The organism is Rhodococcus sp. IEGM 1307 (assembly GCF_030056915.1).
Classification (GTDB): domain Bacteria; phylum Actinomycetota; class Actinomycetes; order Mycobacteriales; family Mycobacteriaceae; genus Rhodococcus_F; species Rhodococcus_F opacus_D.
In genome coordinates this window covers 111,226-135,689 of record NZ_JASHKW010000001.1, presented here as the reverse complement: position 1 = coordinate 135,689, position 24,464 = coordinate 111,226, and the positions used below count along the sequence as shown (strand labels likewise).

Below are 24,464 nucleotides of genomic sequence, written 5' to 3'. Positions count from 1 at the left end.
TACTGCGCGTGACGCAGCAGCAAGCCCGAGAGGACAAAGATGGCCGCGAAGACGACCGCCGAAAACGACATCGCGGACGAGGATCTCGAACCCCTAGCCGACGAGACCGCCCGCCAGGCGCAGCGCGTTGTCGCTGCATACGCCGAAGATGCCGACGAGTGCAGGATGCTGCTCTCCATGCTCGGAATCGGACCCACCAGCAAGCTCGACTGAGAATTTCATCCACTTCGACTGCGAAGGAAGCCCGTGGCTGCCAGTTCGGAATCGTCAGCATCGTCATCACGCTCGACTTCTGATCCTGTTTCCGGGCAAGCCGACTTCGTCGTCGTCGCGAACCGACTCCCCGTCGACCTCGAACGCCTTCCGGACGGCACCACACGCTGGAAGCGCAGCCCCGGTGGCCTCGTCACCGCGCTCGAGCCGATCCTGCGCCGCAACAAGGGCGCATGGGTCGGCTGGGCGGGGGTCGCGGACGCCGAGCTCGATCCCGTCGTCGAGGACGACCTGGAGCTCTACCCGGTTCCGCTGAGCGCCGCGGAGATCGCCGACTACTACGAGGGCTTCTCCAACGCCACCCTCTGGCCGCTGTACCACGACGTCATCGTCAAGCCCGAGTACAACCGCGACTGGTGGAACGCCTACGTCGAGGTCAACCGGCGCTTCGCGGAGGCCACGTCGAAGGCGGCCGCGCACGGCGCCACGGTATGGATCCAGGACTATCAGCTGCAGCTCGTTCCGAAGATGCTGCGCATGCTTCGCCCCGACCTCACCATCGGATTCTTCCTGCACATTCCGTTCCCGCCGGTGGAACTGTTCATGCAGATGCCGTGGCGCACCGAGATCATCGAGGGCCTGCTCGGCGCCGACCTGATCGGGTTCCACCTCCCGGGCGGTGCCCAGAACTTCCTCTACCTGGCCCGCAAACTCGCCGGTCAGCAGACGTCCCGCGGCAACGTGGGCGTGCGCTCCAAGCTCGGCGTCGTGCAGGTGGGATTCCGCACCGTGCGCGTCGGCGCGTTTCCGATCTCCATCGATTCGGGGCAGCTGGACGAACAGTCCCGATCCAAGTCGATCCGGGACCGCGCCAAGAAGATCCGCAAGGAACTGGGCAATCCCAAACACATCATGCTCGGCGTCGACCGCCTCGATTACACGAAGGGCATCGACGTCCGCCTCGCCGCGCTGCACGAGTTGCTCGACGAGCAGCGCATCGACCCGGCCGACACGGTGATGGTGCAGTTGGCCACGCCGAGCCGCGAGCGGGTCGACAGCTACGTGCAGATGCGCGACGACATCGAACGCAAGGTGTCGCGGATCAACGGCGAGTACAGCGAGGTCGGCAGGCCGGTGGTGCACTACCTGCACCGGCCGATCCCCCGCGAGGAGCTGATCGCGTTCTTCGTCGCCGCCGACGTGATGCTGGTGACTCCGCTGCGTGACGGCATGAACCTCGTCGCCAAGGAGTACGTGGCGTGCCGCAGTGATCTCGGCGGCGCACTGCTGCTCAGCGAGTTCACCGGCGCGGCCGCCGAACTGCGTCAGGCGTTCCTGTGCAATCCGCACGATCTCGACAGTGTCAAGGACGCGATGGAGCAGGCCCTGGGCCAGCCGAAGGAGGACGGCCGACGCCACATGCGGGCCCTGCGCAGGCAGGTCCTCGCACACGACGTCGACCGGTGGGCCAGGTCCTTCCTCGACGCCCTCGCTCACGGCGGCGCCGCCGGCCCCGCGCTGATCGCGCCCGCTGAGGCTTCCGAGTCCGACTACAACGAGGACGCGACCGGGGAGAACTGACCTCCCCGGCTCAGCTGACCGGACGTCACCAGGAAGCCGACGAAGTCGCGGATCGTCTCGTCGGCGGGACGCGGAACGTAGCCGAGTTCGGACCGCGCCTTGGAGCCGTCGATGACGGGCGCCGCGAGCAGCGCCGACATCGCCGACCGTGACAGAACGTCGGATCCGAACCGGGCCCCGATCGGTTCGGCGATCGGCAGCACGCGTTCGATGACGCTGAGTGGGAACGAGTACAGCGGCCCCCGACGACCCGCCGCACGCGCAGCCCTCCTCACGGCATCGTGCATGCCGAGCATGTGCCCCGAGATCAGGTAGTTCTCACCGGTCCGGCCCTTTTCCCCGGCGGCGATCAGTCCGGCGGCGACGTCGCGGACGTCGACGAAGTCGAAACCGCCCTGCACCGCCGCGGGAACCCGGCCGCGAGCGGCGTTGCGCAGCAATGCGTTCACCCGCGACAGTCCGTAGTCGACGGGCCCGTACACCCCGGTGGGATTGCAGATCACCGCATCGAGCCCGGCCTCGACCACCTCACTGAGTTCGATCTCGCCCGCCCATTTGGACCTGTCGTACACCGGGATCGACGCGTCGACGGACCGGGGTGAGTTCTCGTCGAGCGTTCCGCCGCAATTGCTCTGATCGAAGGAGTGCACCGAACTGCAATGCACCATCCGCCGAACACCCACTGCGAGAGCGGCTTCGGCGACGGTACGCACGCCCTTGGTGTTGACGGTCCAGGCCAGGTCGTCCTTCTGGGCGAGGGTGATCATCGCGACCAGGTGGTAGACCACCTCGGCGCCGTCCAGCGCCCGCTTCATGGATTCGACGTCGAGTACATCGGCATTCACCCACGTGACCCCGTATTCGGGTGCGTACCGGGAACGCACGCGGTCGATTGCGGTCACCTCGTGCCCCGCCTCGACCAGCAGATTCAGCAGATTGTTGCCCACGAATCCCGCGGCGCCGGTTACTGCAACCTTCATCGACGACTCCCCGTTCGGTTGTGGCCAGGCAACGCAGCGTCGTGCGTCGGCAATCGGCCAGGAGACCCCGACAGTACTAGAACTTGTTTCATTTTGTGAAGGGGGTGACTGCCTCGACGAACATCCGCACTCGTGCGATCTCGTGGGATCGGTGTGCGAACTCCAGCAGGGCCACACCCTCCCACCCGGCAGCGCGCACGGATGCGGTCACGGCACGCCCCGCCACGATCATCTTGCTCCACTGCAGGTCACGGAGACTGTCCGCGAAGTGAGTGGGCGAGAGCGGGGCATCCGGTGACAGTTCGAGAACCGCACCGGGAGCAAGCCTCTCCGACATTGCGGCCGCGTCCTGACGGCGGACGGCGACCAGAAATCCGATGGCGGCATTCCTGCCCGGACGCCCGACGGTCCGCAGGCCTCGCATGAAACCTGTTACACCGAGAACGCCCTGATTCGCGAGAAGTTGCGGCGCCAGCTTCACCGACGCCGCCGCGCCCCGCCACCCCGCCGCGGCCAACTGGGCGATCATCACGGACAGTTCCCAGTGCGCATACAACCCGTCGACGGCCACGACACCCGACTCCGCCACCAGGTCGTAGCGCAGGTGCATCGGCACCGTCAGCACCACTCCCGTCGACATCCGGGTCTCGAGGTCGAGGTCGCGGACCACGGTCATTCCGCACACCACGTCCCGCTTCACATGGAATGTGATCGAATTGGGGGCGATGAACGTGTCGTAGAACCGTTCGATCGCCTTCGTGCCGACGTGTGGCCGCGAGCCCACCGGGTCGTTGACCCGAGCGCCGTCCGAGAACAGCCCGACCCACGCGGCGCGGTCGTGCACCGCGACCGCGGACGGTGAACGCCCCACGACAGCAAGGAGTTCCGCCACGGTCGGCGTGGAGTCCGGCACCGCTACACCGGGGTCAGCTGATCGACGAGCCAGTCGTCGTCGACCTTCTGCAGCGACACCCGCACGCGGCTGCCCGACGTCCGGGCGTCGGGAGCGTCGGCGCTCGTCGTCGTCTGGTTGAGGTACAGCAGAACCACCGCCTCGTCGGGTGTGGTCGACACGGGCGCCGCGGCCTGCACCGACACCTGCACGGTGAGTTGCTTCTCCTTGGCGCCCGGCGCGATCGTTTCCTGCACGAGCGTGGTGTAGTCGTCGCGGAAAGAACCGGTGAGTCCGTCTGCGGCAGCCGCCAACTGGTTGTCGACGTCGGCGAAGTCGTACGCCAGCATCGCGACGGCCTGCTTGCCCGCGGCGTCGACGGCCTCGGTGCGCGCCTGCTCCGCGAGTTGGTCCTGCCGGTGGTCGTACCAGAGGAAACCCACCACCACCGCGAGGGCGACCACCACGACCGCGGCCGCGATCTTCAGCGCTGTCTGCTTGGTGACGGCGAACTTTCGCTTGTCTTCGTTGTTGTCGGTCATGGGACGAACTCCACCTTCGATGCGGTCAACTTTCCGTCGACGTCGCTGACGGTCACTCGCATTCGGAAGTCGCGCGGTGAGGGTTCGGGCTGTTCCTTGCTGCTGACCATCGTCCGCGCGGCCACCAGAACGTTCGCCGAGATCGAGGTCTCGCTCCCGTTCTCGACACCGGCCTCGACAACCTGGCCCTCGGTAGTCACATTCGCATCCCGCACGACGCCGACGAACGGATCCTCACGGCCCTGGAACTCTTCGAGGAACTGACCCGACGCGCCGGCGATGATCCGGTCGACGTCTTCCTTCGCGGTCTCGGGATGGATGGTTGTCAGGTTGAGCACCGTCTGCCGGGCCGTGTCGACGAAGGCCTGACGGCGGTCGTCCCGTTCCTGTGCGGACTGTTGGTCGAGCAGCAGGACCACCGCCGCGACGACCAGTGCGACGACGACCGCCGCGGTAACACCCCACGCGAGCAACGACTTCAGGGGACGACGCTGCTTCGGCGCGTCGGGCGCCGGAGCGTCCGGGGACGCGACCTTCGCCGTCGACACCTTTTCCGCCTCGGGCGCGGCGTTCGCGTCTGTCGGCTTGGCCAGGACCACCGGCTTCGGGGCCTCGGTCTCCCCCACCGGCGGGCCGGCGTGCCGGACCGCTCTTCGCCTGCTCCGGTCCTTCGCCGCGGAGCTCTGCTCGGTCGCCTGCTCCGCGGAGTCGGTTGCGCGCTCGTCTGTGCTGGAACTCAAATCTGCTGACCTGTCATCATCGTCTGCCACGTCGAGTCCTTTCCCTGCACCGCCAGATCCGGTTGGGTGTACGTCTTTCCATCCGAACCAATGAAGCTACCGGTGGCCGGGTCGTAGGGCACGGCCGCGACCGGTGCACCCGCGGCGCCTTCGTAGGAACTCGGAACGGCTGTGTACGAGGGTACATCCGGCGGCATGATCGGCCCGTACGGCGGGTTGTTGCCCGACGCCTCCCAGCCCTCGCGGCACGCCTCGACCGTCGGCGCGCGACGTCCCGGGAACTCCATGCACGGCAGGTTCCGCGCGCCGCGCACCACGGACGGGTCGTCCGGAGCGGCCTTGCAGTACAGGTCGTTCGGTGTCGCGATCGGGTCGGTCTGATCTCCCGACCGGCGTTGCTCCGGGGGCAGGAATCCCGTCGTGCAGGCCGGCGGGTCGTGCAGTTGCAGGGCGAAGTCGACAATCGCGCCGTCCTCCACCGGCCCGCCGGTCGCGGCCGTCACGAGCGCCGCGGTCAGGGGTGGGTAGATGACCAGCACCTGTTCGATGCTCTTGTTGTAGATCACCCCGACCTGGCCGACGCTCACCAGATTCCGCAGCAGAATCGGCAGTGTCGGTTGCAGGTCCTGGAACAGCCGGGTGGCTTCCTGCGCCGTTCCCGGGCCCTTCTCCAGCACCGACCGCAGGCTCGGGTCGCTCGCCCGCAACTGGTCGGTGAACGTCACCAGGTCCTGGGTCCACGACCGGATGGCGTCGCTGCTGACCACCTGGGTGTCGAGCAGTGGGCCGACCTGGTCGATCAGGGCCTTCGTCGCGTCGCTGTTCGCATCGGCCTCCTCGACGAACAACCGGGCCGAGTCGATGAGCCGCTGCAGGTCGGGGCCCGATCCGTTGAACGCCGTGAACGCCTCGTCGATCACCGTCTGCAGCCTGGTGTCCGAAATGCTGGCGAGCAGTTCGTCGGCCTGGTCGAGCATTTCGCCGACGTCCTGCGGAATGGTGGCCCGGTCCAACGGGATCACGTCGCCGTCCGCGAGGTACGGGCCGTCGGCCTCGGCGGCGCCGTCCCGGGGAATCAGATCGACGTACTGCTCGCCGACCGCCGACACGCTCTTGACTGCCGCGTCGACGTCGGCCGGAATCTTGTAGTCGCTGTCGAGTGACATCTTCGCTTCCACACCGTCGCCGGTGAGCGTCACGTTCTCGACGACACCGATGTTGGTGCCGCGGTAAGCGACATTGGCGTGCGAGTAGAGCCCACCGGTGGACGGCAGTCGGACGCTGACTTCGTAGCGCCCGACGCCGAACAGCACCGGCACCTTCACGTACTGGATCGACATCACCACGAGCCCGATGACGGTGAGAATCGAGAAGATGATCAGCTGAATGCGAACGAATCTCGTCATTCTCATGGCGTAGGCGCCCCTCCCAATTGCGGCGGAAGGCCCGGGATCTGCGGCAGTCCGGGTATCTGTGGAAGACCCGGAATCATCGGCGGTGCGGGTGCCGGCTTCGGAGCCGGCTGCAGGGGTGCCTGCAGGGGATTGCCCGACTGCCCCGCCACCCCGGCGAGCGATCCCACGGCGCCCTCGACGCCGCCGAGCGATCCGCCGAGGCCGGTTCCGGTCAGGAAGTTGCTGTCGACGCGTTCGTTGGTCATGTCGATCGTCATCATGAGGTTCGCGTAATCACCCTGAATCGCCTTGTCCATCGTCTTCATCGGGAACGGGTACGTGAGCATCAGGGTCAGCACCTCGGTCAGCGCGCTACCCGAGTTGGCGAGTTCACGCAGCACCGGTGTCAGGTTTGCCAGGTTCGCTTTCAGTTCCTCGCCGCTGTTCTCCACGAGACGGGAAGCGGTGTCGCTGAGCTTGCCCACCTCGACCAGCGCGGTGGTGAGGTTCTGCCGTTGGGTGACGAGCACTTCCAGCGCGGGCGGGATGCCGTCCAGCGCCGCGTCCAGGGTGGCCTTCTGCTCGTTGACGGTGCCCGCCAACCGGTCGAGTCCCTCCATCGCGCCGATGATGTCGCCGCGCTGCTGATCCAGGCTCGTGACGAGCTGGTCGAGCTGCGGGAGAAGATCCCGGATCGAGTCCTCCCGGCCACCCAGTGCGGCGTTGAGTTCCTGGGTGATGTCGTGGATCTGGGCGATGCCGCCACCGTTGAGCACCACCGACAGTGACGACAACGTCTGCTCGGTGGTCGGGTAGGCGCCCGCCCGCTCGATGGGGATCACGTCGCCGTTCTCGAGCCGGCCTTCGGGCTCGGCGTCGGTCGGCGGAGCCAGTTCGAGGTGCTGCGAGCCGAGGAGGCTGGTCTGGCCGATCTTGGCCGTCGCATTGGCAGGCAGTTGGACGTCGCCGTTGATCGAGACGGTGACCAGTGCATGCCAGTCCTGCACGTCGATGCCCGTCACCGAACCCACCGTCACGTCGTTCACGCGGACCGGCGAGTTCTGCGACAGCGTCGTGACATTGGGCATCTGGATCTCGACCGTGTACGCGTCGTCGCCCTGTCCCTCGGTGCCCGGCAGGGGAAGCGAGTTCAGCCCTTCCCACTCGCACCCGGTCAGGGTGAGGGACAACGTGATCGCCACAGCCGCGATGGCGCCGCGACGCAACCGTGTGCGCTTCGTCATCGCCCACCTCCCGGCTGCAGCAGATCGTTGAGGTCCTTGGGCACGGCGACGGTCGGCATCCCGGCGAGGGCCCCGGTCATCGGCGGCGCGGACCGCGGGGGTACGGAGGCCCCGAGGCTCGGCGGCGTGAATTCGATCTGGTCGGGGAATGCGTTCACCCCCGTCGTCGGGTTGGTGAGGATGGGCAGGTAGTTCGCCGTCAGCGAGTTCAGGACCGGCGACAGGTACTGCGTGCACAGGTCCGCGCTTCGGTTCGCCTCATTGGCCTGCAGGCTCTGGATGGCACCGCACATGAAGTTCACCGGGTTCCCGAAGTTCGCCATCGCGACCGCACCGACCAGTGATCCCTGCGCCGGCTTGTAGATGTTGCTGAAGTTGGCCAGCGCCGTGGGCGCGACGTGGAGCACCTGCTCGATCTGCGGCCTCTTGTCGGCGAGCACCTGGGTGGCGTCGGCCAGGCGGCCGACCTGCTCGCTGAGGCTTGCCCGGTTCTCCACGACGAACCGGTTGACGTCGCCGAGTGCGAGGTCGAGATCGTTCAGCGCGGTTCCGAGTTCGTCGGAGTTGGTGGCGAGCATATTCGACACCGACGCAAGCCTGCCCTCGAACTGGACGATCTGCTCGTTGCTCGACGACAGTGCGGCCACGAACGTCTGCAGGTTGCGGATGGTGGAGAACAGGTCGGTCCGGCCGTCGGACAGGGTCCGCATGGTCTCCGACAGTTCCCGCAGCGTGTTCCGCAACGACTCTCCGTTGCCGTCGAGATTGTCGGCGGCGGTGTCGATGAACGTGCCGAGCGAGCCCTGCGGGTCGGCGCCCTGCGGTCCGAGCGCCTCCGACAGCTTGTTCAGCTCGGTCTTGATCTCGTCCCACTCCACCGGGACGGCGGTGCGCTCCACGGGGATGCTCGCGCCGTCGCCCATCGTCGGCCCACCCGCGTAGACGGGTGTCAGCTGCACGAACCGTCCCGACACCAGGCTGGGTGCGACGATGACGGCCTTCGCGTCCGCCGGGATGTCGACGCTCTTCTGCACGTTCATCGTGACCCGTGCGAAATCGGCACCGGGCTCGATCGAGTCGATCGTCCCCACCTTCACACCGAGGACGCGGACGTCGTCGCCCGAATACAGCCCGGTGGTCGTCGGGAAGTACGCGGTGATCGTGTTCTGGAAGAGCTTGGGCACGAACATCACTGCGGCGCCCACGATCAGCACCACGACGACCGCGGCGACGCCGCCGCGAATCAGCCACTTCTTCCGCGTGTTGGTGATTTCCGGGTTCGTCGTCATCGCGGCGGTTCCCTCAGCTCGATGGACGGACCTGTCTGCAGGTAGGCCTGGAGGTCGTTGGGGAGGTGCTCCGGCCACGTCACCGCGTCGCTGAGCCCCTGGAACAGGTTGCCGATGCCGATGTTGTAGACGTACGCCATGAAGAACGGACCGCTACCGACCGATTCCCCGAGCTGAGTGGCGTACGGCGCGAGGCCGTCGAGAGCCTGCGAGATGTTGTCCTTGTTCCGCTGCAGGACGTCGACCACCGAGTTCAGTTTGTCGAGCGTCGGTTTCATCTGCTCCTCGTTGTCCTGGACCAATCCCGTGAGCTGCCGGGACACCGCGGAAATGTTCACGATCAGCTGGCTGATCGCCGTGCGGCGACGGTCGAGCTCGCCGAACAGCTGGTTCCCGTCGACGATCAGCGAGTTGATCTGCCCGCTGCGCTCGGCGAGGATTCCGGTCACGTTCTCGGCACGCGAGAGCAGCTGTCGCAGCGTCTCGTCCCGCGAATTGATGCTCTCCGACAACCGGGTCAGGCCGTCCAGTGCGGTGCGCAGCTCGGGCGGTGTGTTCTCGAGAGCGCCGGACATCGCGTTCAACGCGTTGTTGACCTCGTCGGTGTCGAGCTCGGACACGGTGTTCGACAGGTCGCCGAGCGCGTCGTTGAGGGAGTACGGAGAGTTGGTGCGTTCCAACGGAATCGTCGACCCCACCGGCATCGTCTCGTACCCGAGCGGGGTGACGGCCAGCGACTTGCGCCCGAGAACGGTGTTGGTCTTGATGTTCGCCTCGGTGGCGTCGCCCAGGACGATGCCGTCCTCGATCGTGAACCTGACGAGCACGTGCTGCTCATCGAGTTCGACGTCGGCGACCTTCCCGACGTCGACGCCGGCGAGCGTCACCGCGTCGCCGGTCATCAGCCCACCCGCGTCCTCGAAGTAGGCGGAGTACTGCGTTCCGCCCGAAAGGAATTGCAGCTGATCGTATTGCAGGGTCGCGATCACGATCATGCTCGCGATGGCGACACCGATGATTCCCACCTGTACGGGATTACGTTCGCGTTTCATGGCTACGGTGCACACCTCCCTGCCGTCTGACCGCCCGGCATATTGAGGAGCAGATCCGATCCGTCCGGGCCGGAGAACTTGAACTTGACCGTGCAGACGTACATCTGGAAGAAGCTGCCGTACGTGCCGATGCGGATGAGCCGCCGGTAGGCGTCGGGCAGATTCTGGAGAACCCAGTCGAGGTCGTCCTCCCCCGCCTGGAGCTGAGTTGCAGTGCGATTGGCCTCGGCGATCGTGCTCTGCAACGGTGGCCGCACACCTTCGAGCAGATTCGCGAGATCCCCCGTCGCCCCCGCGATGCGGGGAATGGCGTCACCGATCTGATCGCGGTCCTGGGACAGCCCGCTGACCAACTGCTGCAACTGGTCGAGCGTCGACCGGAACTGATCGCCGCGGTCGTTGATGGTGCCGAGCACCTGGTTGAGGTTCGTGATCACCTCACCGATCAACTGGTCCCGGTCGGCGAGGGTGTTCGTGAACGAACTCGTGCTGCCGAGGAGCGAGACGAGGGTTCCGCCCTGCCCCTGGAACACCTGGACCAGCGCCTGGGACAGATCGTTGACCTGCTGCGGGTCCAGTGCCCGCAGCAACGGTTTGAACCCACCCAGCAGAAGGTCGAGATCGAGTGCGGGAGAAGTGTTCTCGACGGGGATGGATCCGCCGTCCGGCAGGGGTTCCACCGATCCGGCGCCTTCGAGAAGTTCCATGTACCGGTCGCCGACGAGGTTCTCGTACCGCACCGTGGCCTTGGTCCCGTCGAACAGCGAGTACTTGGTGTCGACGGTGAAGTCGACGTCGGCGAGATTGTCGTCGTCGATGCTCACCTTCTCGACGGCTCCGACCGGAACGCCAGCGATGCGCACCTTGTCGCCGGGCTTGAGGCCGGACACGTCCGTGAACGTGGCATGGTAGCCGTCGGAGCTGCTGAACCGATACTGGCTGAACACCAGGGCGAGTCCGGCGAAGATCACCGACATCACCGTCGCGAAGATCAACAGCTTGACCGTGGTCGCTCGCACAGTCACTGCCCACCCTGCCCGGGGTACACACCCGCGAACAGCAGCTGGAACACCTTGGGCAGGTGCACCTGGACTTCCGTCGACGGCACGAACGGCACCGTTCCGGTGTCGGCCACGACGAAGTTCGCATGCTTGCTGAGATCAGGATTGGGAAGACCGTGGCAGTTCGGCCCACCTGTCGCATTCACTTTCGGCAGGTCCTTCGGATAGGTGTACGGCTCCTGCCCGTACATGAAGCTGGCGCTCAGCGCGATGCCCGGCTGATTGCCACCGATGAGCTGTTCGGCGAGGGGGATCACATTGTTCAGGCCGACGATGAAGCAGGAGATCTCGGGCGAGTACTCGGCCAGCAGATCCGTCGTCGGGAGCAACAGGTCGAGGGAGGAGTTCAGGTTCTGCTCGTTCTCGGTCAGTACGGTGTTGGCCGTGTCGGCCAGCCCGGTGACGTTGAGCAGCACGGCATCCAGGTTGTCCTGTTCGTCGACGACCGTGCCGCTGGTGGCCGTCGCGTTGTCGAGCACTCGCAGCAGATCCGGTGCGGTGTCGGCGTACACGTCGGTGACCTGCGCGGCCTTCGCGAAATCTTCCTGCAGCTGAGGCAGACTCGGATTCATCTTCGCCAGGTAGCTGTCGCTCTGCTCGAGCAGGGCGCCGAGTTCCTCACCCCGCCCGCGCAGCGCCGACGAGATGGCCCCGAGGGTGGCGTTGAGCTTCTCCGGCTGTACCTGGGCCAGCACGTCGGACAGGTGCTGGAAGACCGTGTTGAACTCGACGGTGACGTTGTCGGACGCGATCACGTCCCCTGCCTGAAGAGGGGTGGACGACGGGTTGTCCGGCATCACGAAGTTGACGTACTTGGCGCCGAACACGGTGGTGGACTTGATCTCCACGGTGGCGTTGGACGGAATCAGCGACATCATGTCGGGATACATCGCCAGTTTCAGCTCGGCGCCGTCCGTTACGTGTTCGATGGAGCCGACACGGCCGACCTCGACACCGAGGAGCTTGACCTTGGCGTCGGGTTCCATCACCAGCCCGGAGCGATCCGACGTGACGGTGACGGGCGTGGTCTCGCTGAAGGTTCCGTTGAACATGGCCAGTGACACACCGATGATCGCGAGAAGACTCACCACGAGGACGAGTGCCGCGAGCTTCTTCTTCCCACCCGAATCAGTCATCTACCGGCACTCCTATCCCGAAAGGTTGAAGTTGCCGGACCCGCCGTAGATGGCGAGCGAGATGAGCAGGGTGACGGTGACGACGGCGATCAGCGAGGAGCGCACCGCGTTGCCGACGGCCACACCGACGCCGACCGGACCGCCCGAGGCGTTGAAACCGTAGTAGGTGTGGATGAGCATGATCGCGATCGCCATGACGATGGCCTGGGCGAACGACCACAGGATGTCCGTGGGTATCAAGAACGTCGAGAAGTAGTGGTCGTACACGCCGGACGACTGGTCGTACAGCACCACCGTCGCGAACCGGCTGGCCATGAACGACGCGATCACCGCCAGGGCGTACAGCGGGATGATGGCGATCATCCCCGCCATCACACGTGTGCTGACCAGGTACGGGATCGACGGGATCGCCATCGTCTCCAGCGCGTCGATCTCCTCCGAGACGCGCATGGCGCCGAGCTGGGCGGTGGAGCCGGCGCCGATGGTGGCCGCCAGCCCGATGCCCGCGATGACCGGCGCCGCGATACGCACGTTGATGAAGGCCGCGAAGAAGCCGGTGAGGGCCTCGACGCCGATGTTGCCGAGCGAGCTGTAGCCCTGTACCGCGATGGTGCCGCCGGTGAACAGGGTCAGGAAGCCGACGATGACGACCGTTCCGCCGATTACCGCGAGCGCACCCGTGCCCATGCTGATCTCGGCGATGAGCCGCAGCGTCTCCTTCGGGTAGTGCATCAGGGCGCGGGGAGCCCATCCGATGGCACGCGCGAAGAACAGCGCCTGCTCACCGAGCCGGTCGATCGAGCGGGACGCCGACGCGAACCGTTTGCGAGTTCGGGGAAAGCGCCCGGCCGCCGCTAGTGCCATCTACTCCACCACCATGTCGATCACCCTGCCGTCAGCTTGATGCCGACGGCGGTGACGAGAACGTTGACCACGAACAGGGCCATGAACGAGAACACGACGGTCTGGTTGACGGCGTCACCGACGCTCTTCGCGCCACCCCTGACGTTCAGGCCGAGGTAGGCGGCGACGAGACCGGCGATCATGCCGAACAGACCGGCTTTGACTTCCGAGATCACGAGCTCCCCGAATCCGGTGAGCAGGGTGATGCCGTTGACGAACGCACCCGGGTTGACGTCCTGGATGTAGACCGAGAAGACGAAGCCGCCGAGGATGCCGATGGTGCAGACCAGCCCGTTGAGCAGGAGCGCCACGGCGGTCGACGCCAGCACTCGTGGCACGACCAGGCGGTGGATCGGATTGATGCCCAGCACCCGCATCGCGTCGATCTCTTCGCGGATGGTGCGGGCGGAGAGGTCTGCGCAGATGGCGGTGGCGCCTGCACCCGCCACGATGAGCACGGTGACGATGGGGCCGACCTGGGTGACGGTGCCGAGAGCGGCGCCGGCGCCACTGAGGTCGGCGGCGCCGATCTCGCGGAGGAGGATGTTGATCGTGAAGCTCACCAGGACGGTGAACGGGATGGCCACCAGCACGGTGGGCACCATCGAGACCCGGGCGACGAACCACGCCTGGTCCACGAACTCGCGACGCTGGAAGGGCCTCGAAAAGACTGCCCTCAACGTTTCGCCCGACATCGTGAAGAACCCGCCGACCGCACGCAACGGCACCTCGAGGAGGTCTACCATCCGTCCTCCTCGTCCATGATCTCGCCCAGCACCGACTGTCAGTTCGAGCCCAGCCCCCCAGCGGTCTGTGACTCAGGTCATATTAACTAGAACGTGTTCACCTGTCAAAGGTGGTCGCTCATCAGCATGAATCGTCCCACATTCAGCACGTCCCGAGGGCCGAATTCGACCGAAACGCCGGGCGTGTCTCCGCCCGATCGGATCCGACGATTCGCGCCGAGCGAGAAGGCCGAGGCGTGGACTTAAGAGGTTATAGCACAAGAACTTTGAGCGAATTTCGTCACGTACCGACGACCGTCGAAATCGTCGCCGGCCTCGGTTCCGGGCGACCGCGTGAGGAGGCAGGCCCCGGGAGTCGCCGGACCGGCCGGGCACGCTCGATCGAACTGCTCGACGACAGCAGAACTAGAACACGATCTAGTCATATCCGGCACACCACTCGAACACCCTCCACGGTCACCCGGCCCCCCGTTCCGCCGCTCTTCAGTTGCCTTCAGTATCGCCCATCGCGGGGGCATTACCTGCGGAAACGATACGGAAACAACCTTCGTGTCGGTTCTTCGGCCCCAGGACGCAGATCAGCCCAGTTCGCGTAGCGCCGCGGAGGCCGAGAACATCGCGGCAGGATCCCGATCCCCGAAGTAGTTCCCGAGCTCCGCCGCGAGCGCGCCGGGTGTCCACCGACCGTCCGCGGCGTCGAAACGCCGCTCCACGACCGGTGCCGCCATCAACGCCACCATCGGGCCGTAGACGACGAAGACCTGGCCGTTCACGGAGTCGGCGGCGGGCGATGCGAGGTACGCGACGAGCGCGGCCACATGCTCGGGCGACAACGGGTCGACCCCCTCGGCCGGCGCCTCTCCGAAGACGTTCTCCGTCATCGACGTGCGGGCGCGGGGGCAGATCGCGTTGGCTCGGACGCCGTACCGGGACAGCCCACGGGCCGCCGACAGCGTGAGCGCCGTGATGCCTGCTTTGGCGGCGCCGTAGTTCGCCTGCCCCTCGGGGCCGAGCAGTCCCGCCTCGGACGAGGTGTTGATGATGCGCCCGTATACGGGCGCACCGGCCTCCTTGGACTTGCCCCGCCAGTACGACGCGGCTGCGCGGCACAGCAGGAAGTGGCCGCGCAGATGAACCTTCAGCACCAGGTCCCAGTCCTCGTCGGACATGTTGAACAGCATGCGATCCCGCGTGATGCCCGCATTGTTCACCAGGATGTCGAGGCTGCCGAGCCGGCTCTGCGCCGCCTCCATGATCGCGTCGGCGGTGGACCGTTCCCCGATGTCGCCGGCCACGAACTCGACCTTCGCGCCCAGGCCCCGGATCTCCTCGAGCGTGGCCTCCACGACGTCGTTCGCAACCAGGTCGTTGACGACGACGGACGCACCCGCGCGGGCCAGTGCGATCGCCTCGTACTTCCCGAGGCCGGATCCGGCGCCGGTCACGACGGCGACCTTGCCGTCCACGTTCACATCGCGGTCAGCCACAGCATTCATGAACACGCTCTCCTGGTTCTGTGCACTCGCCGCAGGTCGCGAACACGACACGGCGGTAGGTCGACGTCACTGTAGAACGTGTTCTCATTCCGGGCAACAATCCTCAGGGGTGCTCGGTGAGCGCGGCCCTCGGACACTGGGCGATCGCCGTACGCACGTATTCCTCCCGGTCAGCGGGAGGAACGGCACTCGAAATGTGCAGCTGATCGTCGTCGTCGAGCTCGAAGATGTCGGGTGCGATCCCCACGCACACACCATTGGCCTCGCAACGGTCGAAATCGACTCTGACCTCCATGGCAACCCTCACTTCTCCTCGTCTCGTCACTCGCGGATCCGGGTGCCGCCGGGCTGCGGCGCACTCCGTTCCTGCGATAACACTAGAACCTGTTCCAGTCGTGTGCAATGATTCGTTCCACGACTGCGAGCACGCCTACCGGGCACGCTCCGGGGCCGGCCGGGGCCGACTCCGCGAATGCACCGCAGAGACTGGAACCTGTGCCAGATTTCAGCTGCTTCCGCTCTCGGACTGGAGAGGTATTTCGATGCACATCACCTACACACCGCAGCAGCAGCAGCTGCGGGAAGAGCTGCGCGCGTACTTCGCGAAGCTGATGACGCCGGAGCGTCGAGAGGCACTGGCCGCCACCACCGGCGAATACGGCGAGGGCAACGTCTACCGCGACGTCGTCGCTCAGATGGGCAAGGACGGCTGGCTGACGCTCGGGTGGCCCAAGGAGTACGGCGGCCAGGAACGGTCGGCCATGGAGCAGCTGATCTTCACGGACGAGGCCGCCATCGCCGGCGCCCCGGTCCCCTTCCTCACCATCAACTCGGTGGCGCCGACGATCATGCACTTCGGCACCCCCGAGCAGAAGGCGTTCTTCCTGCCCAAGATCTCGGCCGGCGAACTGCACTTCTCCATCGGCTACTCCGAGCCCGAAGCGGGCACCGACCTCGCCAGCCTCCGGACCACCGCCGTCAAGGACGGCGACGACTACGTCATCAACGGCCAGAAGATGTGGACGAGCCTGATCGCCTACGCCGATTACGTGTGGCTGGCGTGCCGCACCGATCCCGAAGCCAAGAAGCACAAGGGCATCAGCATGCTGATCGTCCCGACCACCGCCGACGGCTTCTCGTACACCCCGGTCCACACGATGGCGGGTCCGGACACGAGCGCCACCTACTACCAGGACGTTCGGGTTCCGTCGTCCGCGCTGGTCGGCCCCGAACACGGCGGCTGGGCACTGATCACCAATCAGCTCAACCACGAGCGCGTCGCCCTGACCTCCGCCGGGCCGGTCCTCACCGCCCAGCGTGAAGTGCGCGAATGGGCGCAGAACACCAAGTTGCCGGACGGGCGCCGCGTCATCGACCAGGAATGGGTGCAGATCAATCTGGCCCGGGTCCACGCCAAGGCCGAGTACCTCAAGTTGATGAACTGGGAGATCGCCTCGTCCACCGACCACGCGCCGGGCCCGGAGGCGGCGTCGGCCAACAAGGTCTACGGCACGGAGTTCGCCACGGAGGCGTACCGGCTGCTGATGGAGATCCTCGGACCTTCGGCCACGCTGCGGCAGAACTCCCCCGGGGTCCTGCTCCGCGGGCGACTCGAACGGATGCACCGGTCGTCGCTGATCCTCACGTTCGGCGGCGGAACAAACGAGGTGCAGCGCGACATCATCGCCATGACCGCCCTCGGCCTGCCCCCCGCGAAGCGTTAGGACTACGACAATGGACTTCACCCCCACCGAGGCCCAGCAGGACCTGGCCGGCCTCACCCGAGGAATCGTCTCGGACCTCGTCACCAACGACCGGCTGCGCGAACTCGACAACGCGGAGGACCGCCTCGATCGCCGCCTGTGGTCCGCGCTCGCGTCGTCCGGTGTCCTGAGCGCCGCGCTGCCGGAGTCGGTGGGCGGCGACGGTTTCGGCGTCCTCGAGCAGTGCAGCATCCTCGTCGAACTGGGCCGCGCCGTCGCGCCGGTGCCCTATCTGTCGTCGATCGTGATGGCGGCAGGGGCGATCGCGAAGTTCGGAACCGAACGACAGCGTTCCGACTGGGGTACTCCGGCAGCGCGTGGAGAGAAGATCCTCACCGTCGCCCTCGACGAGGAACTCAACGACACTCCGGGTGCGCCCGTCACGCGTGCCGAACGCGGCGCGGACGGCTGGACCCTCGACGGCACCAAGATCGTCGTCGACGCGGCGCCGTCCGCCGACCTCTTCCTGGTCCCGGCAACTACCCCGGACGGTGTAGCCGTCTTCCTCGTCCGCCCCGACGACGCCGGAGTGACCGTCACCCGCCAGCAGACCGTCGACCTGGCCAGCACCGGTGAGGTGACCCTCCACGGAGTGTCGCTGGCCGAGGACCGCGTGCTCGGCGCCGCCGACCAGGGCGGCGAGATCGTGGACTGGCTCGTCGAGCGCGGCTCGCTCGGCGCCTGCGCGTACCAGTACGGCGTCCTCGACGAAGCCCTCAAACTCACTGCGGCCTACGCCCGCGAGCGGGTGCAGTTCGGTCGGCCCATCGGCAGTTTCCAGGCCGTGGCCCAGCGACTCGCCGACGGCTACATCGACGTGAAGGGCGTCCGGCTCACGCTGTGGCAGGCGGCGTGGCGGCTCAGCGAGGGCCTGCCCAGCGAAGGCGACATCCAGACCGCCAACTTCTGGGCGTCCGACGCCGGACACCGGGTGGCCCATACCCTCGTCCACGTCCACGGTGGCGTCGGACTCGACGAGGACCACCCCGTGCATCGGTACTTCCTCGCGGCCAAGGCACTCGAATTCCGGCTCGGTTCGGCCACGCAGCAGTTGCGGATCCTCGGCGCCGAACTGGCCACCGTCCCGGCATGACCGCCACGCTTGCGCGCACGGTATCGGACCTGCTCCTGGGCGTCTCGAAGTCCGACGCCCAGGGCCTGTACTTCGAGGACCGGTTCCTGTCGTGGTCCGAACACGTACGCGCGAGCCTGCGGCGCGCGGCTGTCCTCGACGACCTGCTCGATGCACAGCGGCCCCGGCACTTCGGTGTGCTGATGGACAACGTCCCCGAGTTCTCGCTCCTCGCCGGAGCGGCGGCGCTGTCCGGCGCCGTCCTCGTGGGGCTCAACACCACTCGACGCGGGGCGGCACTGGCCCGCGACATCGCGCTGGCCGACTGCCAGGTGGTCTTCACCGAATCCGGGCGGTCCGCGCTGCTGGACGGTCTCGACCCCTGCGTTCCCGTCGTCAACGTGGATTCACCGGACTGGTATGCCCTGCTCGCCGGCGAGCGCCCCGAATTCACGCCGAGGGCCGCCGCGGCCGAAGACCTGTTCATGCTCATCTTCACGTCGGGCACGAGCGGCGATCCGAAGGCGGTGCGCTGCACCCACGCGAAGATCACCGGCCCCGGCATCATGCTCGCCGAACGCTTCGGCCTGACCCCGGACGACGTCGTCTACATGTCGATGCCCATGTTCCATTCCAACGCCATGATGGCGGCGTGGTCCGTGGCGCTCGCGGGACACAGCTCGATTGCATTGCGGCGCAAGTTCTCCGCGTCGAACTTCCTGTCCGACGTGCGGAAATTCGGCGTCACGTACGCCAACTACGTCGGAAAGCCGCTGTCGTATGTGCTGGCTACCCCGGAAATGTCCGATGACGCCGACAACACCCTTCGGGTGATGTACGGCAACGAGGGGTCCGCGCCCGCGGTCGCGGCGTTCGCGCGCCGCTTCGGCACCGCGGTGGTCGACGGATTCGGCTCCACCGAGGGCGGTGTCGCCATCTCCGGCAGCCCCGAGGCGCCGGCAGGTTCTCTGGGCAAGCTCCCCGAGGGCATCGCGATCCTCGACCCCGAGACCGGCAACCCCTGTCCCCCGGCCGAATTCGATTCCGCCGGCCGGGTGCTCAATGCCGAGGCCGCGACCGGCGAACTCGTCAACGTCGCCGGATCGGGGGCGTTCGCGGGCTACTACAACAATCCCGAGGCCGACGCCGAGCGGATCCGCGACGGCAAGTACTGGAGCGGCGACCTCGCCTACCGGGACGCCGACGGGTTCGTGTACTTCGCGGGACGCAGTTCCGGATGGTTGCGCGTCGACGGCGAGAACATCGGTTCGGCGCCCATCGAACGCATCCTGATGCGGTACGACGGCTTCGCCCAGGTGTCGGTGTACGCGGTGCCCGATCCCGACGTCGGGGACCGGGTGATGGCGGCCGTCGTCCCGACGCGTGACTTCGATCCCGTGGCCTTCACACGCTTCCTCGACGCGCAGTCCGACCTTGGTCCGAAGCAGCGCCCGAGTCTGATCCGGGTGTGTGCCGAGTTCCCGCGGACCGCCACGTTCAAGGTCCTCACCCGCGTATTGAGCGCCGAGGCCGCCGAGTGCACCGATCCGGTGTGGGTCCGCGAGGGAACCGGCTACTCCCCCAGGTGAGTGGCAAAGTGTGCTGACGCATACTTTGCCACTCACATCGGCTATCGGAAGCTGTCGAGGCGGGACACCGCCGAGTCGAAGCCCTTGACGAGTTCGTCCATCACCTCGGCCACCGGACGGATCTCGTTCATCCGGCCGACGATCTGTCCCACCGGCATCGCGACGACATCCGGGTTCTCCGACGCGGCGATCCGCTGATGTGCCTCGCTGACCAGCAGATTCTGCAGCGGCATCGGCAGCGGCGCCGGTGCATCCGGCTTCGACCAGGCGTCGGTCCACTTGGTCTTGAGCAGGCGCGCGGGCTTGCCCGAGTAGATCCGGGACCGCACCGTGTCGGCGGACGTCGCACCGAGCAGGGCGCGCTGGATCGCCGACGGCCCCTCGGACGACGCGCTGCCGAGTTTGTACTCGGAGGTGGTGAGCCAGTACGACCCCATCCACACCCCCGCCGCCCCCAGCGACAGCGCAGCAGCGACCTGACGTCCGCTGCCGATACCACCGGCCGCGAGGACCGCGGCGGAATCACCGATGGCATCGACGATCTCGGGAACCAGCACCATCGACGCGATCTCACCGGTGTGCCCACCGGCCTCGTACCCCTGCGCGATGACGATGTCGACACCGTTCGCGACGTGCCTGCGCGCGTGCTCCACGGCGCCGGCCAGCGCGGCCACCGGAACGCCCTTCTCGTGGGCCTGGTCGATGACATCCTTCGGCGGCGAACCGAGAGCGTTGGCGATCAGGGCAATTCGATGGTTCAGCGCGACGTCCACATGCGAACGCGCCACCGAGTGCAGCCACCCGAGCACACCGGTCGCGTGTTCGGCGCCCGAATCCAATGGCGGCACGCCCAGCTCGGCCAGGGTCCGGTCGACGAACGCGCGGTGTTCCGCGGGGATCAGCGACTCGAGGTCCACCGATGTGCCCTCGGTGGGAACCTTCGCAGGCATCACGATGTCGACACCGTACGGCTTGCCGTCGGTGTTCTCGTCCATCCACGACAGGACGGCCTCGAGTTCCTCGGGGTCGTTGAACCGGACGCAACCGAGCACACCCAGACCGCCGGCCCGGGAGATCGCCGCGGCCACGTGCTCGGAGGGAGTGAACCCGAAGACCGGGTACTCGATGCCGAACTTCTCGCTCAAACTGGTGTGCATTTACGCGCCTTTGCTTTCGGGCGAGCCGTTGCCGTTGTGGTCGTCGGCCGGTCGGGTCTCGGTCTGTTCCTTGGCCCAGCGGTAGTCGGGCTTACCCGCCGGCGAGCGCTTGATCTCGTCGACAAACCAGAGGCTGCGCGGAACCTTGTATCCGGCAATCTCCTTGCGTGCCGCGTCGGCGATCTCGTGCAGGCTCGGGCGCGCCCCGCCTCGGGCCTGGATGACGGCGGCGACCCGCTGGCCGAACCGTTCGTCGGGGATGCCGACCACGATGGCGTCGAAAACGTCCGGATGCGACTTGAGCGCGCCCTCGACCTCCTCGGGGAAGATCTTCTCGCCGCCGCTGTTGATGGACACCGACCCGCGGCCGAGCATCGTCACCGTGCCGTCCGCCTCCACCTGCGCGAAGTCGCCGGGGATGGAGTAGCGGATGCCGTTGATCTCCTTGAACGTGGCTTTGGTCTTCTCTTCGTCCTTGTAGTAGCCGATGGGGATGTGCCCCTTGCGCGCCAGGATGCCGATCACGCCGGAGCCGGGTTCGACCGGGTTGCCGTCCTCGCCGAGGACGGAGGTGGACGCGTCGATCTTCACCGTCGGGCCGCCGCCGTGCGAGTCACCCTTCGCGACCACGCTGAGGCCGCCGAAACCGGTCTCGGACGAACCGATGGAGTCGGTGATCATCCGGTTGGGCAGCAGTTCGAGGTACTTCTCCTTGATGCTGGGCGAGAACAGCGCCGCCGAACTCGCCATCAGGAACAGCGACGACAGGTCGTACGGCTCGCCGCTCGCCTTGTCGCCCTCCACCAGCGCGTCGAGCATCGGTCGTGCCATCGCGTCGCCGGTGATGAAGATGAGGTTGACCTTGTGCTGATCGACGATCCGCCACACGTCGTGGCCGTCGAATTCGGGGTGCATCACGCACTTTCCGCCGCCGAACAGACTCTGGAACACCGCCCACTGGCTGCCGCCGTGGATCATCGGCGGGATCGGGAAGCGGGTCATGCCGGGGCTCTCGGCGCCCAGCTTCGCGAGGTCCCACTCGTCCTCGACGTATTCACCGGTCATGAAGTTGATGCCGCCGCCGAGCACCCGCCAGACGTCCTCGTGACGCCACATGACGCCCTTGGGTTTGCCGGTGGTGCCACCGGTGTAGAGCATGTACAGGTCGTCGCCAGTGCGCTCGCCGAAGTCGCGGTCGGGGGAACCCTGCGCCAGTGCGGCCTCGTATTCGATGCCCTCGTAGTCGAGATCGGTGCCGTCCTCGACCACGACGGTGGTCTTCAGGAGCGGCGTCTCGGGGAGCACGCTCGCCACCTTGTCGGAGTAGCGGCGCTCGTGAACGAGCGCGACCATGTCCGAATTGTCGAAGATATATTGCAACTCGTTCTCGATGTACCGGTAGTTGACGTTCACCATCACGGCACGGATCTTGAAGACCGCCACCATGGCCTCGATCGCCTCGATCGTGTTCCGGCAGTAGATGCCCACTTTGTCGCCGGGCTGGACACCCTGTTCGCGCAGGTAGTGGCCGAGGCGATTGGCCCTCTCCTCCATCTGCGCGTACGTCACTTCCCGGTCGTCGGACACCAACGCGACGCGGTCCGGAACGAGGTCGATTGCGTGCTCTACGAGGTCTGCGATATTAAGGGCCACGTCAACAAAGTAGAACGTGTTACCGTTTCTGGCAAGACCCAATTTGAGAGCCAGCTCACACACCCTTCGGGAGACTTCAGTGTCCTCTACAACGACCGAGAAATCCGACATTTCGGCACAGTCGCCGCACTGCCTCGTGGAGAAGCGCGGGCACGTCCTCATCGTCACGATGAACCGCCCCGAGGCGAAGAACGCGCTGTCCGGCGAAATGATGGCGATCATGCGGGACGCGTGGGATCAGGTCGACTCCGACCCGGACATCCGGGTCGCCATCCTCACCGGCGCAGGCGGCGCATTCTGCGCGGGCGCCGACCTCAAGGCCATGACGTCGCAGCACCCCGGCGACTCGTTCTCGGGCGGCGGCTGGGACCTGTCGAAGATCGAGGCGCTCCTCAAGGGACGGCGCCTCACCAAGCCCCTCATCGCCGCAGTCGAGGGTCCCGCCATCGCCGGCGGCACCGAAATCCTGCAGGGCACCGACATCCGGGTCGCCGGGGAGAGCGCCAAATTCGGTGTCTCCGAAGCCAAATGGGGACTCTTCCCCCTCGGCGGCTCCGCCGTGCGCCTCGTCCGGCAGATCCCGTACACCGTCGCCGCGGAGATCCTGCTGACCGGACGTCACATCAAGGCCCCCGAGGCCAAGGAGATCGGCCTCATCGGACACGTCGTCCCCGACGGTCAGGCCCTCGACAAGGCCCTCGAACTCGCCGACCTCATCTCCGCCAACGGACCCCTCGCCGTCCAGGCGATCCTGAAGACCATCCGGGACACCGAAGGCATGCACGAGGAGGAGGCATTTCAAGTCGACGCCGCCCTCGGCACCGAGGTCTTCAAGAGCGCCGACGCGAAGGAAGGCCCCCGCGCCTTCTCCGAAAAGCGCGCGCCGAAATTCGAGGGCCGCTGACCCCGGGCGGTCCCCTCCCCTTTCCGGACGAACGGGACGCTCGTTGCGTCAGATCGAACGAGCGTCCCGTTCGTCCAGGCCCGGCTAGGCGCGGCTAGGCGCGGCTAGGGCAGCATCCGAACATTCGGCCTCGGACGCGACGCGGCGAGCTCGAAGTGGGCCCGGAGGTCGGCGATCACCCGCTCCGGCTGATCACGAACAGCGCTCGGCAGTGTCGGCAGCACGATGATGCCGGCGTTCTGCATCCGCGTCCGACGCTCCACCGTGTGCTTGTACTGCTGAGGCGCAAGGTGCCAATCGAGCGAGTCGATGTCCCAGGCGAACGCGACCTCGTCGATCCAACCGTCCGGCATCGCGATGAACCGTCCGCCGACATCGGCGATCTTCCTGTTGAACATCATCTCGGGAAGCCCACTGCGCAGCCACAACCGACGCGCATGCGCCTCGGAGACGGAGTGGACGTTGGCCGTCATTTCCCGCAGCACGATCCGGGGGATCGCGGATCCGCGACCACTGCCCGCCTCGAGTTCGACGACGAGTTCTTCCGCGGTGACCGCTCCGCGCTGGACGACTTCCGCGATCGTTGCCCGCGCCGCGTCGACGGTCGTGCACCTGCGCGCCGCGTCGAGCAGTGCCCTCGGCAACGGTGCGCACGCGACATCTCCGCGCACGTCGGCGTCGGGCATGCGCGACGTGCGCTCGACCTTGATGAAGCCCGTCGACTGCACGCGGCGATCGACTGCGACGAGCACGTCCACGTCACCGGAGTAGCTCCCGAAGCCGTGGCACCGCAGTGCCGAGCGTCCTGTGACGAGCGAGTCGCGACCGCAGAACAGACGAGCTGCGAGCACTCGGTGCTGGAACGACGGCTGCCCGTTCTGGAGTAGAACGATTCCCGGCAGAAGCCGCTGCCACGGCCCACCGGACCGGCATCGCGCAGAGATCGTCGATCGAGCCAGACCGAGACGTTCCAGGTCCGACGCCCGGACGACGCCGGCCACTCCCACCTGATCGAGCAACTCCGGCCGCTGTCCCCAAATCCCCCGTCGCATCAGCT

Annotated in this window: 23 protein-coding genes; 6 read left to right on the top strand and 17 right to left on the bottom strand. The window is 66.6% G+C overall.

The window, feature by feature from the left end; all coding sequences use genetic code 11:
* Positions 1–39: 39 nt before the first annotated feature.
* Positions 40–213, top strand: a complete 174-nt coding sequence (locus QM841_RS00665; RefSeq protein ID WP_005262874.1) for a hypothetical protein — start codon at positions 40–42, stop codon at positions 211–213.
* Positions 214–246: 33 nt separating this feature from the next.
* Positions 247–1,794 (top strand): alpha,alpha-trehalose-phosphate synthase (UDP-forming), encoded by a 1,548-nt coding sequence (locus QM841_RS00660; protein ID WP_105412841.1) that lies wholly within the window; start codon positions 247–249, stop codon positions 1,792–1,794.
* Here the strand turns inward: QM841_RS00660 and QM841_RS00655 are convergent.
* The 14 genes from QM841_RS00655 to QM841_RS00590 all read right to left on the bottom strand — a co-directional run bounded on the left by QM841_RS00655 (position 1,764) and on the right by QM841_RS00590 (position 15,564).
* Positions 1,764–2,774: an NAD-dependent epimerase/dehydratase family protein gene (locus QM841_RS00655; protein ID WP_283330558.1), complete on the bottom strand. Its 1,011-nt coding sequence runs from the start codon at positions 2,772–2,774 to the stop codon at positions 1,764–1,766. The two genes, QM841_RS00660 and QM841_RS00655, sit on opposite strands and share 31 nt — an antisense overlap.
* An 88-nt stretch (positions 2,775–2,862) precedes the next feature.
* Complete coding sequence (locus QM841_RS00650; RefSeq protein WP_283330557.1) at positions 2,863–3,687, bottom strand: nuclear transport factor 2 family protein; 825 nt, start codon at positions 3,685–3,687, stop codon at positions 2,863–2,865.
* 2 nt (positions 3,688–3,689) lie between these two features.
* Positions 3,690–4,208, bottom strand: coding sequence for an Rv1363c family protein (locus QM841_RS00645; RefSeq protein ID WP_283292838.1), 519 nt, complete (start codon positions 4,206–4,208; stop codon positions 3,690–3,692).
* Positions 4,205–4,948 carry an Rv1363c family protein gene (locus QM841_RS00640; RefSeq protein WP_283330556.1) on the bottom strand — a complete coding sequence of 248 codons (744 nt, stop codon included), beginning with the start codon at positions 4,946–4,948 and terminating at the stop codon, positions 4,205–4,207. Before QM841_RS00640 ends, QM841_RS00645 begins: the two co-directional genes overlap by 4 nt.
* Entirely contained in the window at positions 4,945–6,360 is a 1,416-nt protein-coding gene (locus QM841_RS00635) for an MCE family protein (protein WP_283330555.1), read from the bottom strand. Before QM841_RS00635 ends, QM841_RS00640 begins: the two co-directional genes overlap by 4 nt.
* A complete protein-coding gene (locus tag QM841_RS00630; protein WP_283330554.1) occupies positions 6,357–7,586 on the bottom strand; it encodes an MCE family protein in 1,230 nt (409 codons plus the stop codon). The genes QM841_RS00635 and QM841_RS00630 overlap by 4 nt, the downstream gene beginning before the upstream one ends.
* Positions 7,583–8,875: an MCE family protein gene (locus QM841_RS00625; protein ID WP_280778855.1), complete on the bottom strand. Its 1,293-nt coding sequence runs from the start codon at positions 8,873–8,875 to the stop codon at positions 7,583–7,585. Before QM841_RS00625 ends, QM841_RS00630 begins: the two co-directional genes overlap by 4 nt.
* On the bottom strand, positions 8,872–9,927 hold the full coding sequence (locus QM841_RS00620; protein ID WP_283330553.1) for an MCE family protein: 1,056 nt from the start codon (positions 9,925–9,927) through the stop codon (positions 8,872–8,874). The genes QM841_RS00625 and QM841_RS00620 overlap by 4 nt, the downstream gene beginning before the upstream one ends.
* Positions 9,928–9,929: 2 nt before the next feature.
* Positions 9,930–10,952, bottom strand: coding sequence for an MCE family protein (locus QM841_RS00615; protein ID WP_005562660.1), 1,023 nt, complete (start codon positions 10,950–10,952; stop codon positions 9,930–9,932).
* Positions 10,949–12,124 carry an MCE family protein gene (locus tag QM841_RS00610; protein WP_009477765.1) on the bottom strand — a complete coding sequence of 392 codons (1,176 nt, stop codon included), beginning with the start codon at positions 12,122–12,124 and terminating at the stop codon, positions 10,949–10,951. Before QM841_RS00610 ends, QM841_RS00615 begins: the two co-directional genes overlap by 4 nt.
* Before the next feature lie 12 nt (positions 12,125–12,136).
* Positions 12,137–12,988, bottom strand: a complete 852-nt coding sequence (locus QM841_RS00605; protein WP_005244538.1) for an MlaE family ABC transporter permease — start codon at positions 12,986–12,988, stop codon at positions 12,137–12,139.
* A gap of 20 nt (positions 12,989–13,008) precedes the next feature.
* Positions 13,009–13,773, bottom strand: coding sequence for an MlaE family ABC transporter permease (locus QM841_RS00600; protein ID WP_016884001.1), 765 nt, complete (start codon positions 13,771–13,773; stop codon positions 13,009–13,011).
* Between the two features lie 578 nt (positions 13,774–14,351).
* Entirely contained in the window at positions 14,352–15,269 is a 918-nt protein-coding gene (locus QM841_RS00595; RefSeq protein ID WP_283330552.1) for a 3-oxoacyl-ACP reductase, read from the bottom strand.
* 103 nt (positions 15,270–15,372) lie between these two features.
* The gene (locus tag QM841_RS00590) at positions 15,373–15,564 is read right to left on the bottom strand and encodes a ferredoxin (RefSeq protein ID WP_283330551.1); all 192 of its coding nucleotides are present in this window, start codon (positions 15,562–15,564) and stop codon (positions 15,373–15,375) included.
* Between the two features lie 247 nt (positions 15,565–15,811).
* On the opposite strand from QM841_RS00590, the gene QM841_RS00585 reads away from it, so the two are divergent.
* Genes QM841_RS00585 through QM841_RS00575 form a run of 3 tightly spaced genes read left to right on the top strand, consistent with a single transcriptional unit; the run spans position 15,812 to position 19,693 of the window.
* Positions 15,812–16,993, top strand: coding sequence for an acyl-CoA dehydrogenase family protein (locus tag QM841_RS00585; RefSeq protein WP_054245864.1), 1,182 nt, complete (start codon positions 15,812–15,814; stop codon positions 16,991–16,993).
* 10 nt (positions 16,994–17,003) lie between these two features.
* Positions 17,004–18,125, top strand: a complete 1,122-nt coding sequence (locus tag QM841_RS00580) for an acyl-CoA dehydrogenase family protein (RefSeq protein WP_283330550.1) — start codon at positions 17,004–17,006, stop codon at positions 18,123–18,125.
* Positions 18,122–19,693, top strand: coding sequence for a long-chain-fatty-acid--CoA ligase (locus QM841_RS00575; protein WP_283330549.1), 1,572 nt, complete (start codon positions 18,122–18,124; stop codon positions 19,691–19,693). The genes QM841_RS00580 and QM841_RS00575 overlap by 4 nt, the downstream gene beginning before the upstream one ends.
* Positions 19,694–19,734: 41 nt before the next feature.
* Here the strand turns inward: QM841_RS00575 and QM841_RS00570 are convergent, their stop codons facing one another.
* Positions 19,735–20,850 carry an NAD(P)H-dependent flavin oxidoreductase gene (locus QM841_RS00570; RefSeq protein ID WP_005262901.1) on the bottom strand — a complete coding sequence of 372 codons (1,116 nt, stop codon included), beginning with the start codon at positions 20,848–20,850 and terminating at the stop codon, positions 19,735–19,737.
* Entirely contained in the window at positions 20,851–22,503 is a 1,653-nt protein-coding gene (locus tag QM841_RS00565; protein ID WP_283330954.1) for an acyl-CoA synthetase, read from the bottom strand.
* A gap of 79 nt (positions 22,504–22,582) precedes the next feature.
* Here QM841_RS00565 and QM841_RS00560 point away from each other — a divergent pair, with 79 nt between their 5' ends.
* Positions 22,583–23,407 carry a crotonase/enoyl-CoA hydratase family protein gene (locus QM841_RS00560; protein ID WP_283330548.1) on the top strand — a complete coding sequence of 275 codons (825 nt, stop codon included), beginning with the start codon at positions 22,583–22,585 and terminating at the stop codon, positions 23,405–23,407.
* A 104-nt stretch (positions 23,408–23,511) separates the two neighbouring features.
* On the opposite strand, the gene QM841_RS00555 is transcribed toward QM841_RS00560, so the two are convergent.
* Positions 23,512–24,459: a hypothetical protein gene (locus tag QM841_RS00555; protein WP_283330547.1), complete on the bottom strand. Its 948-nt coding sequence runs from the start codon at positions 24,457–24,459 to the stop codon at positions 23,512–23,514.
* Positions 24,460–24,464 lie beyond the last annotated feature (5 nt).

What these genes read in the sequence shown, in the direction of transcription:
- QM841_RS00580 (WP_283330550.1), top strand. Translation starts at nt 17,004, where the DNA reads ATGGACTTCACCCCCACCGAGGCCCAGCAGGACCTGGCCGGCCTCACC.
- QM841_RS00630 (WP_283330554.1), bottom strand. Translation starts at nt 7,586, where the DNA reads ATGACGAAGCGCACACGGTTGCGTCGCGGCGCCATCGCGGCTGTGGCG.
- QM841_RS00570 (WP_005262901.1), bottom strand. Translation starts at nt 20,850, where the DNA reads ATGCACACCAGTTTGAGCGAGAAGTTCGGCATCGAGTACCCGGTCTTC.
- QM841_RS00610 (WP_009477765.1), bottom strand. Translation starts at nt 12,124, where the DNA reads ATGACTGATTCGGGTGGGAAGAAGAAGCTCGCGGCACTCGTCCTCGTG.
- QM841_RS00645 (WP_283292838.1), bottom strand. Translation starts at nt 4,208, where the DNA reads ATGACCGACAACAACGAAGACAAGCGAAAGTTCGCCGTCACCAAGCAG.
- QM841_RS00620 (WP_283330553.1), bottom strand. Translation starts at nt 9,927, where the DNA reads ATGAAACGCGAACGTAATCCCGTACAGGTGGGAATCATCGGTGTCGCC.
- QM841_RS00595 (WP_283330552.1), bottom strand. Translation starts at nt 15,269, where the DNA reads ATGAATGCTGTGGCTGACCGCGATGTGAACGTGGACGGCAAGGTCGCC.
- QM841_RS00625 (WP_280778855.1), bottom strand. Translation starts at nt 8,875, where the DNA reads ATGACGACGAACCCGGAAATCACCAACACGCGGAAGAAGTGGCTGATT.
- QM841_RS00585 (WP_054245864.1), top strand. Translation starts at nt 15,812, where the DNA reads ATGCACATCACCTACACACCGCAGCAGCAGCAGCTGCGGGAAGAGCTG.
- QM841_RS00575 (WP_283330549.1), top strand. Translation starts at nt 18,122, where the DNA reads ATGACCGCCACGCTTGCGCGCACGGTATCGGACCTGCTCCTGGGCGTC.
- QM841_RS00605 (WP_005244538.1), bottom strand. Translation starts at nt 12,988, where the DNA reads ATGGCACTAGCGGCGGCCGGGCGCTTTCCCCGAACTCGCAAACGGTTC.
- QM841_RS00600 (WP_016884001.1), bottom strand. Translation starts at nt 13,773, where the DNA reads ATGGTAGACCTCCTCGAGGTGCCGTTGCGTGCGGTCGGCGGGTTCTTC.
- QM841_RS00635 (WP_283330555.1), bottom strand. Translation starts at nt 6,360, where the DNA reads ATGAGAATGACGAGATTCGTTCGCATTCAGCTGATCATCTTCTCGATT.
- QM841_RS00655 (WP_283330558.1), bottom strand. Translation starts at nt 2,774, where the DNA reads ATGAAGGTTGCAGTAACCGGCGCCGCGGGATTCGTGGGCAACAATCTG.
- QM841_RS00555 (WP_283330547.1), bottom strand. Translation starts at nt 24,459, where the DNA reads ATGCGACGGGGGATTTGGGGACAGCGGCCGGAGTTGCTCGATCAGGTG.
- QM841_RS00590 (WP_283330551.1), bottom strand. Translation starts at nt 15,564, where the DNA reads ATGGAGGTCAGAGTCGATTTCGACCGTTGCGAGGCCAATGGTGTGTGC.
- QM841_RS00665 (WP_005262874.1), top strand. Translation starts at nt 40, where the DNA reads ATGGCCGCGAAGACGACCGCCGAAAACGACATCGCGGACGAGGATCTC.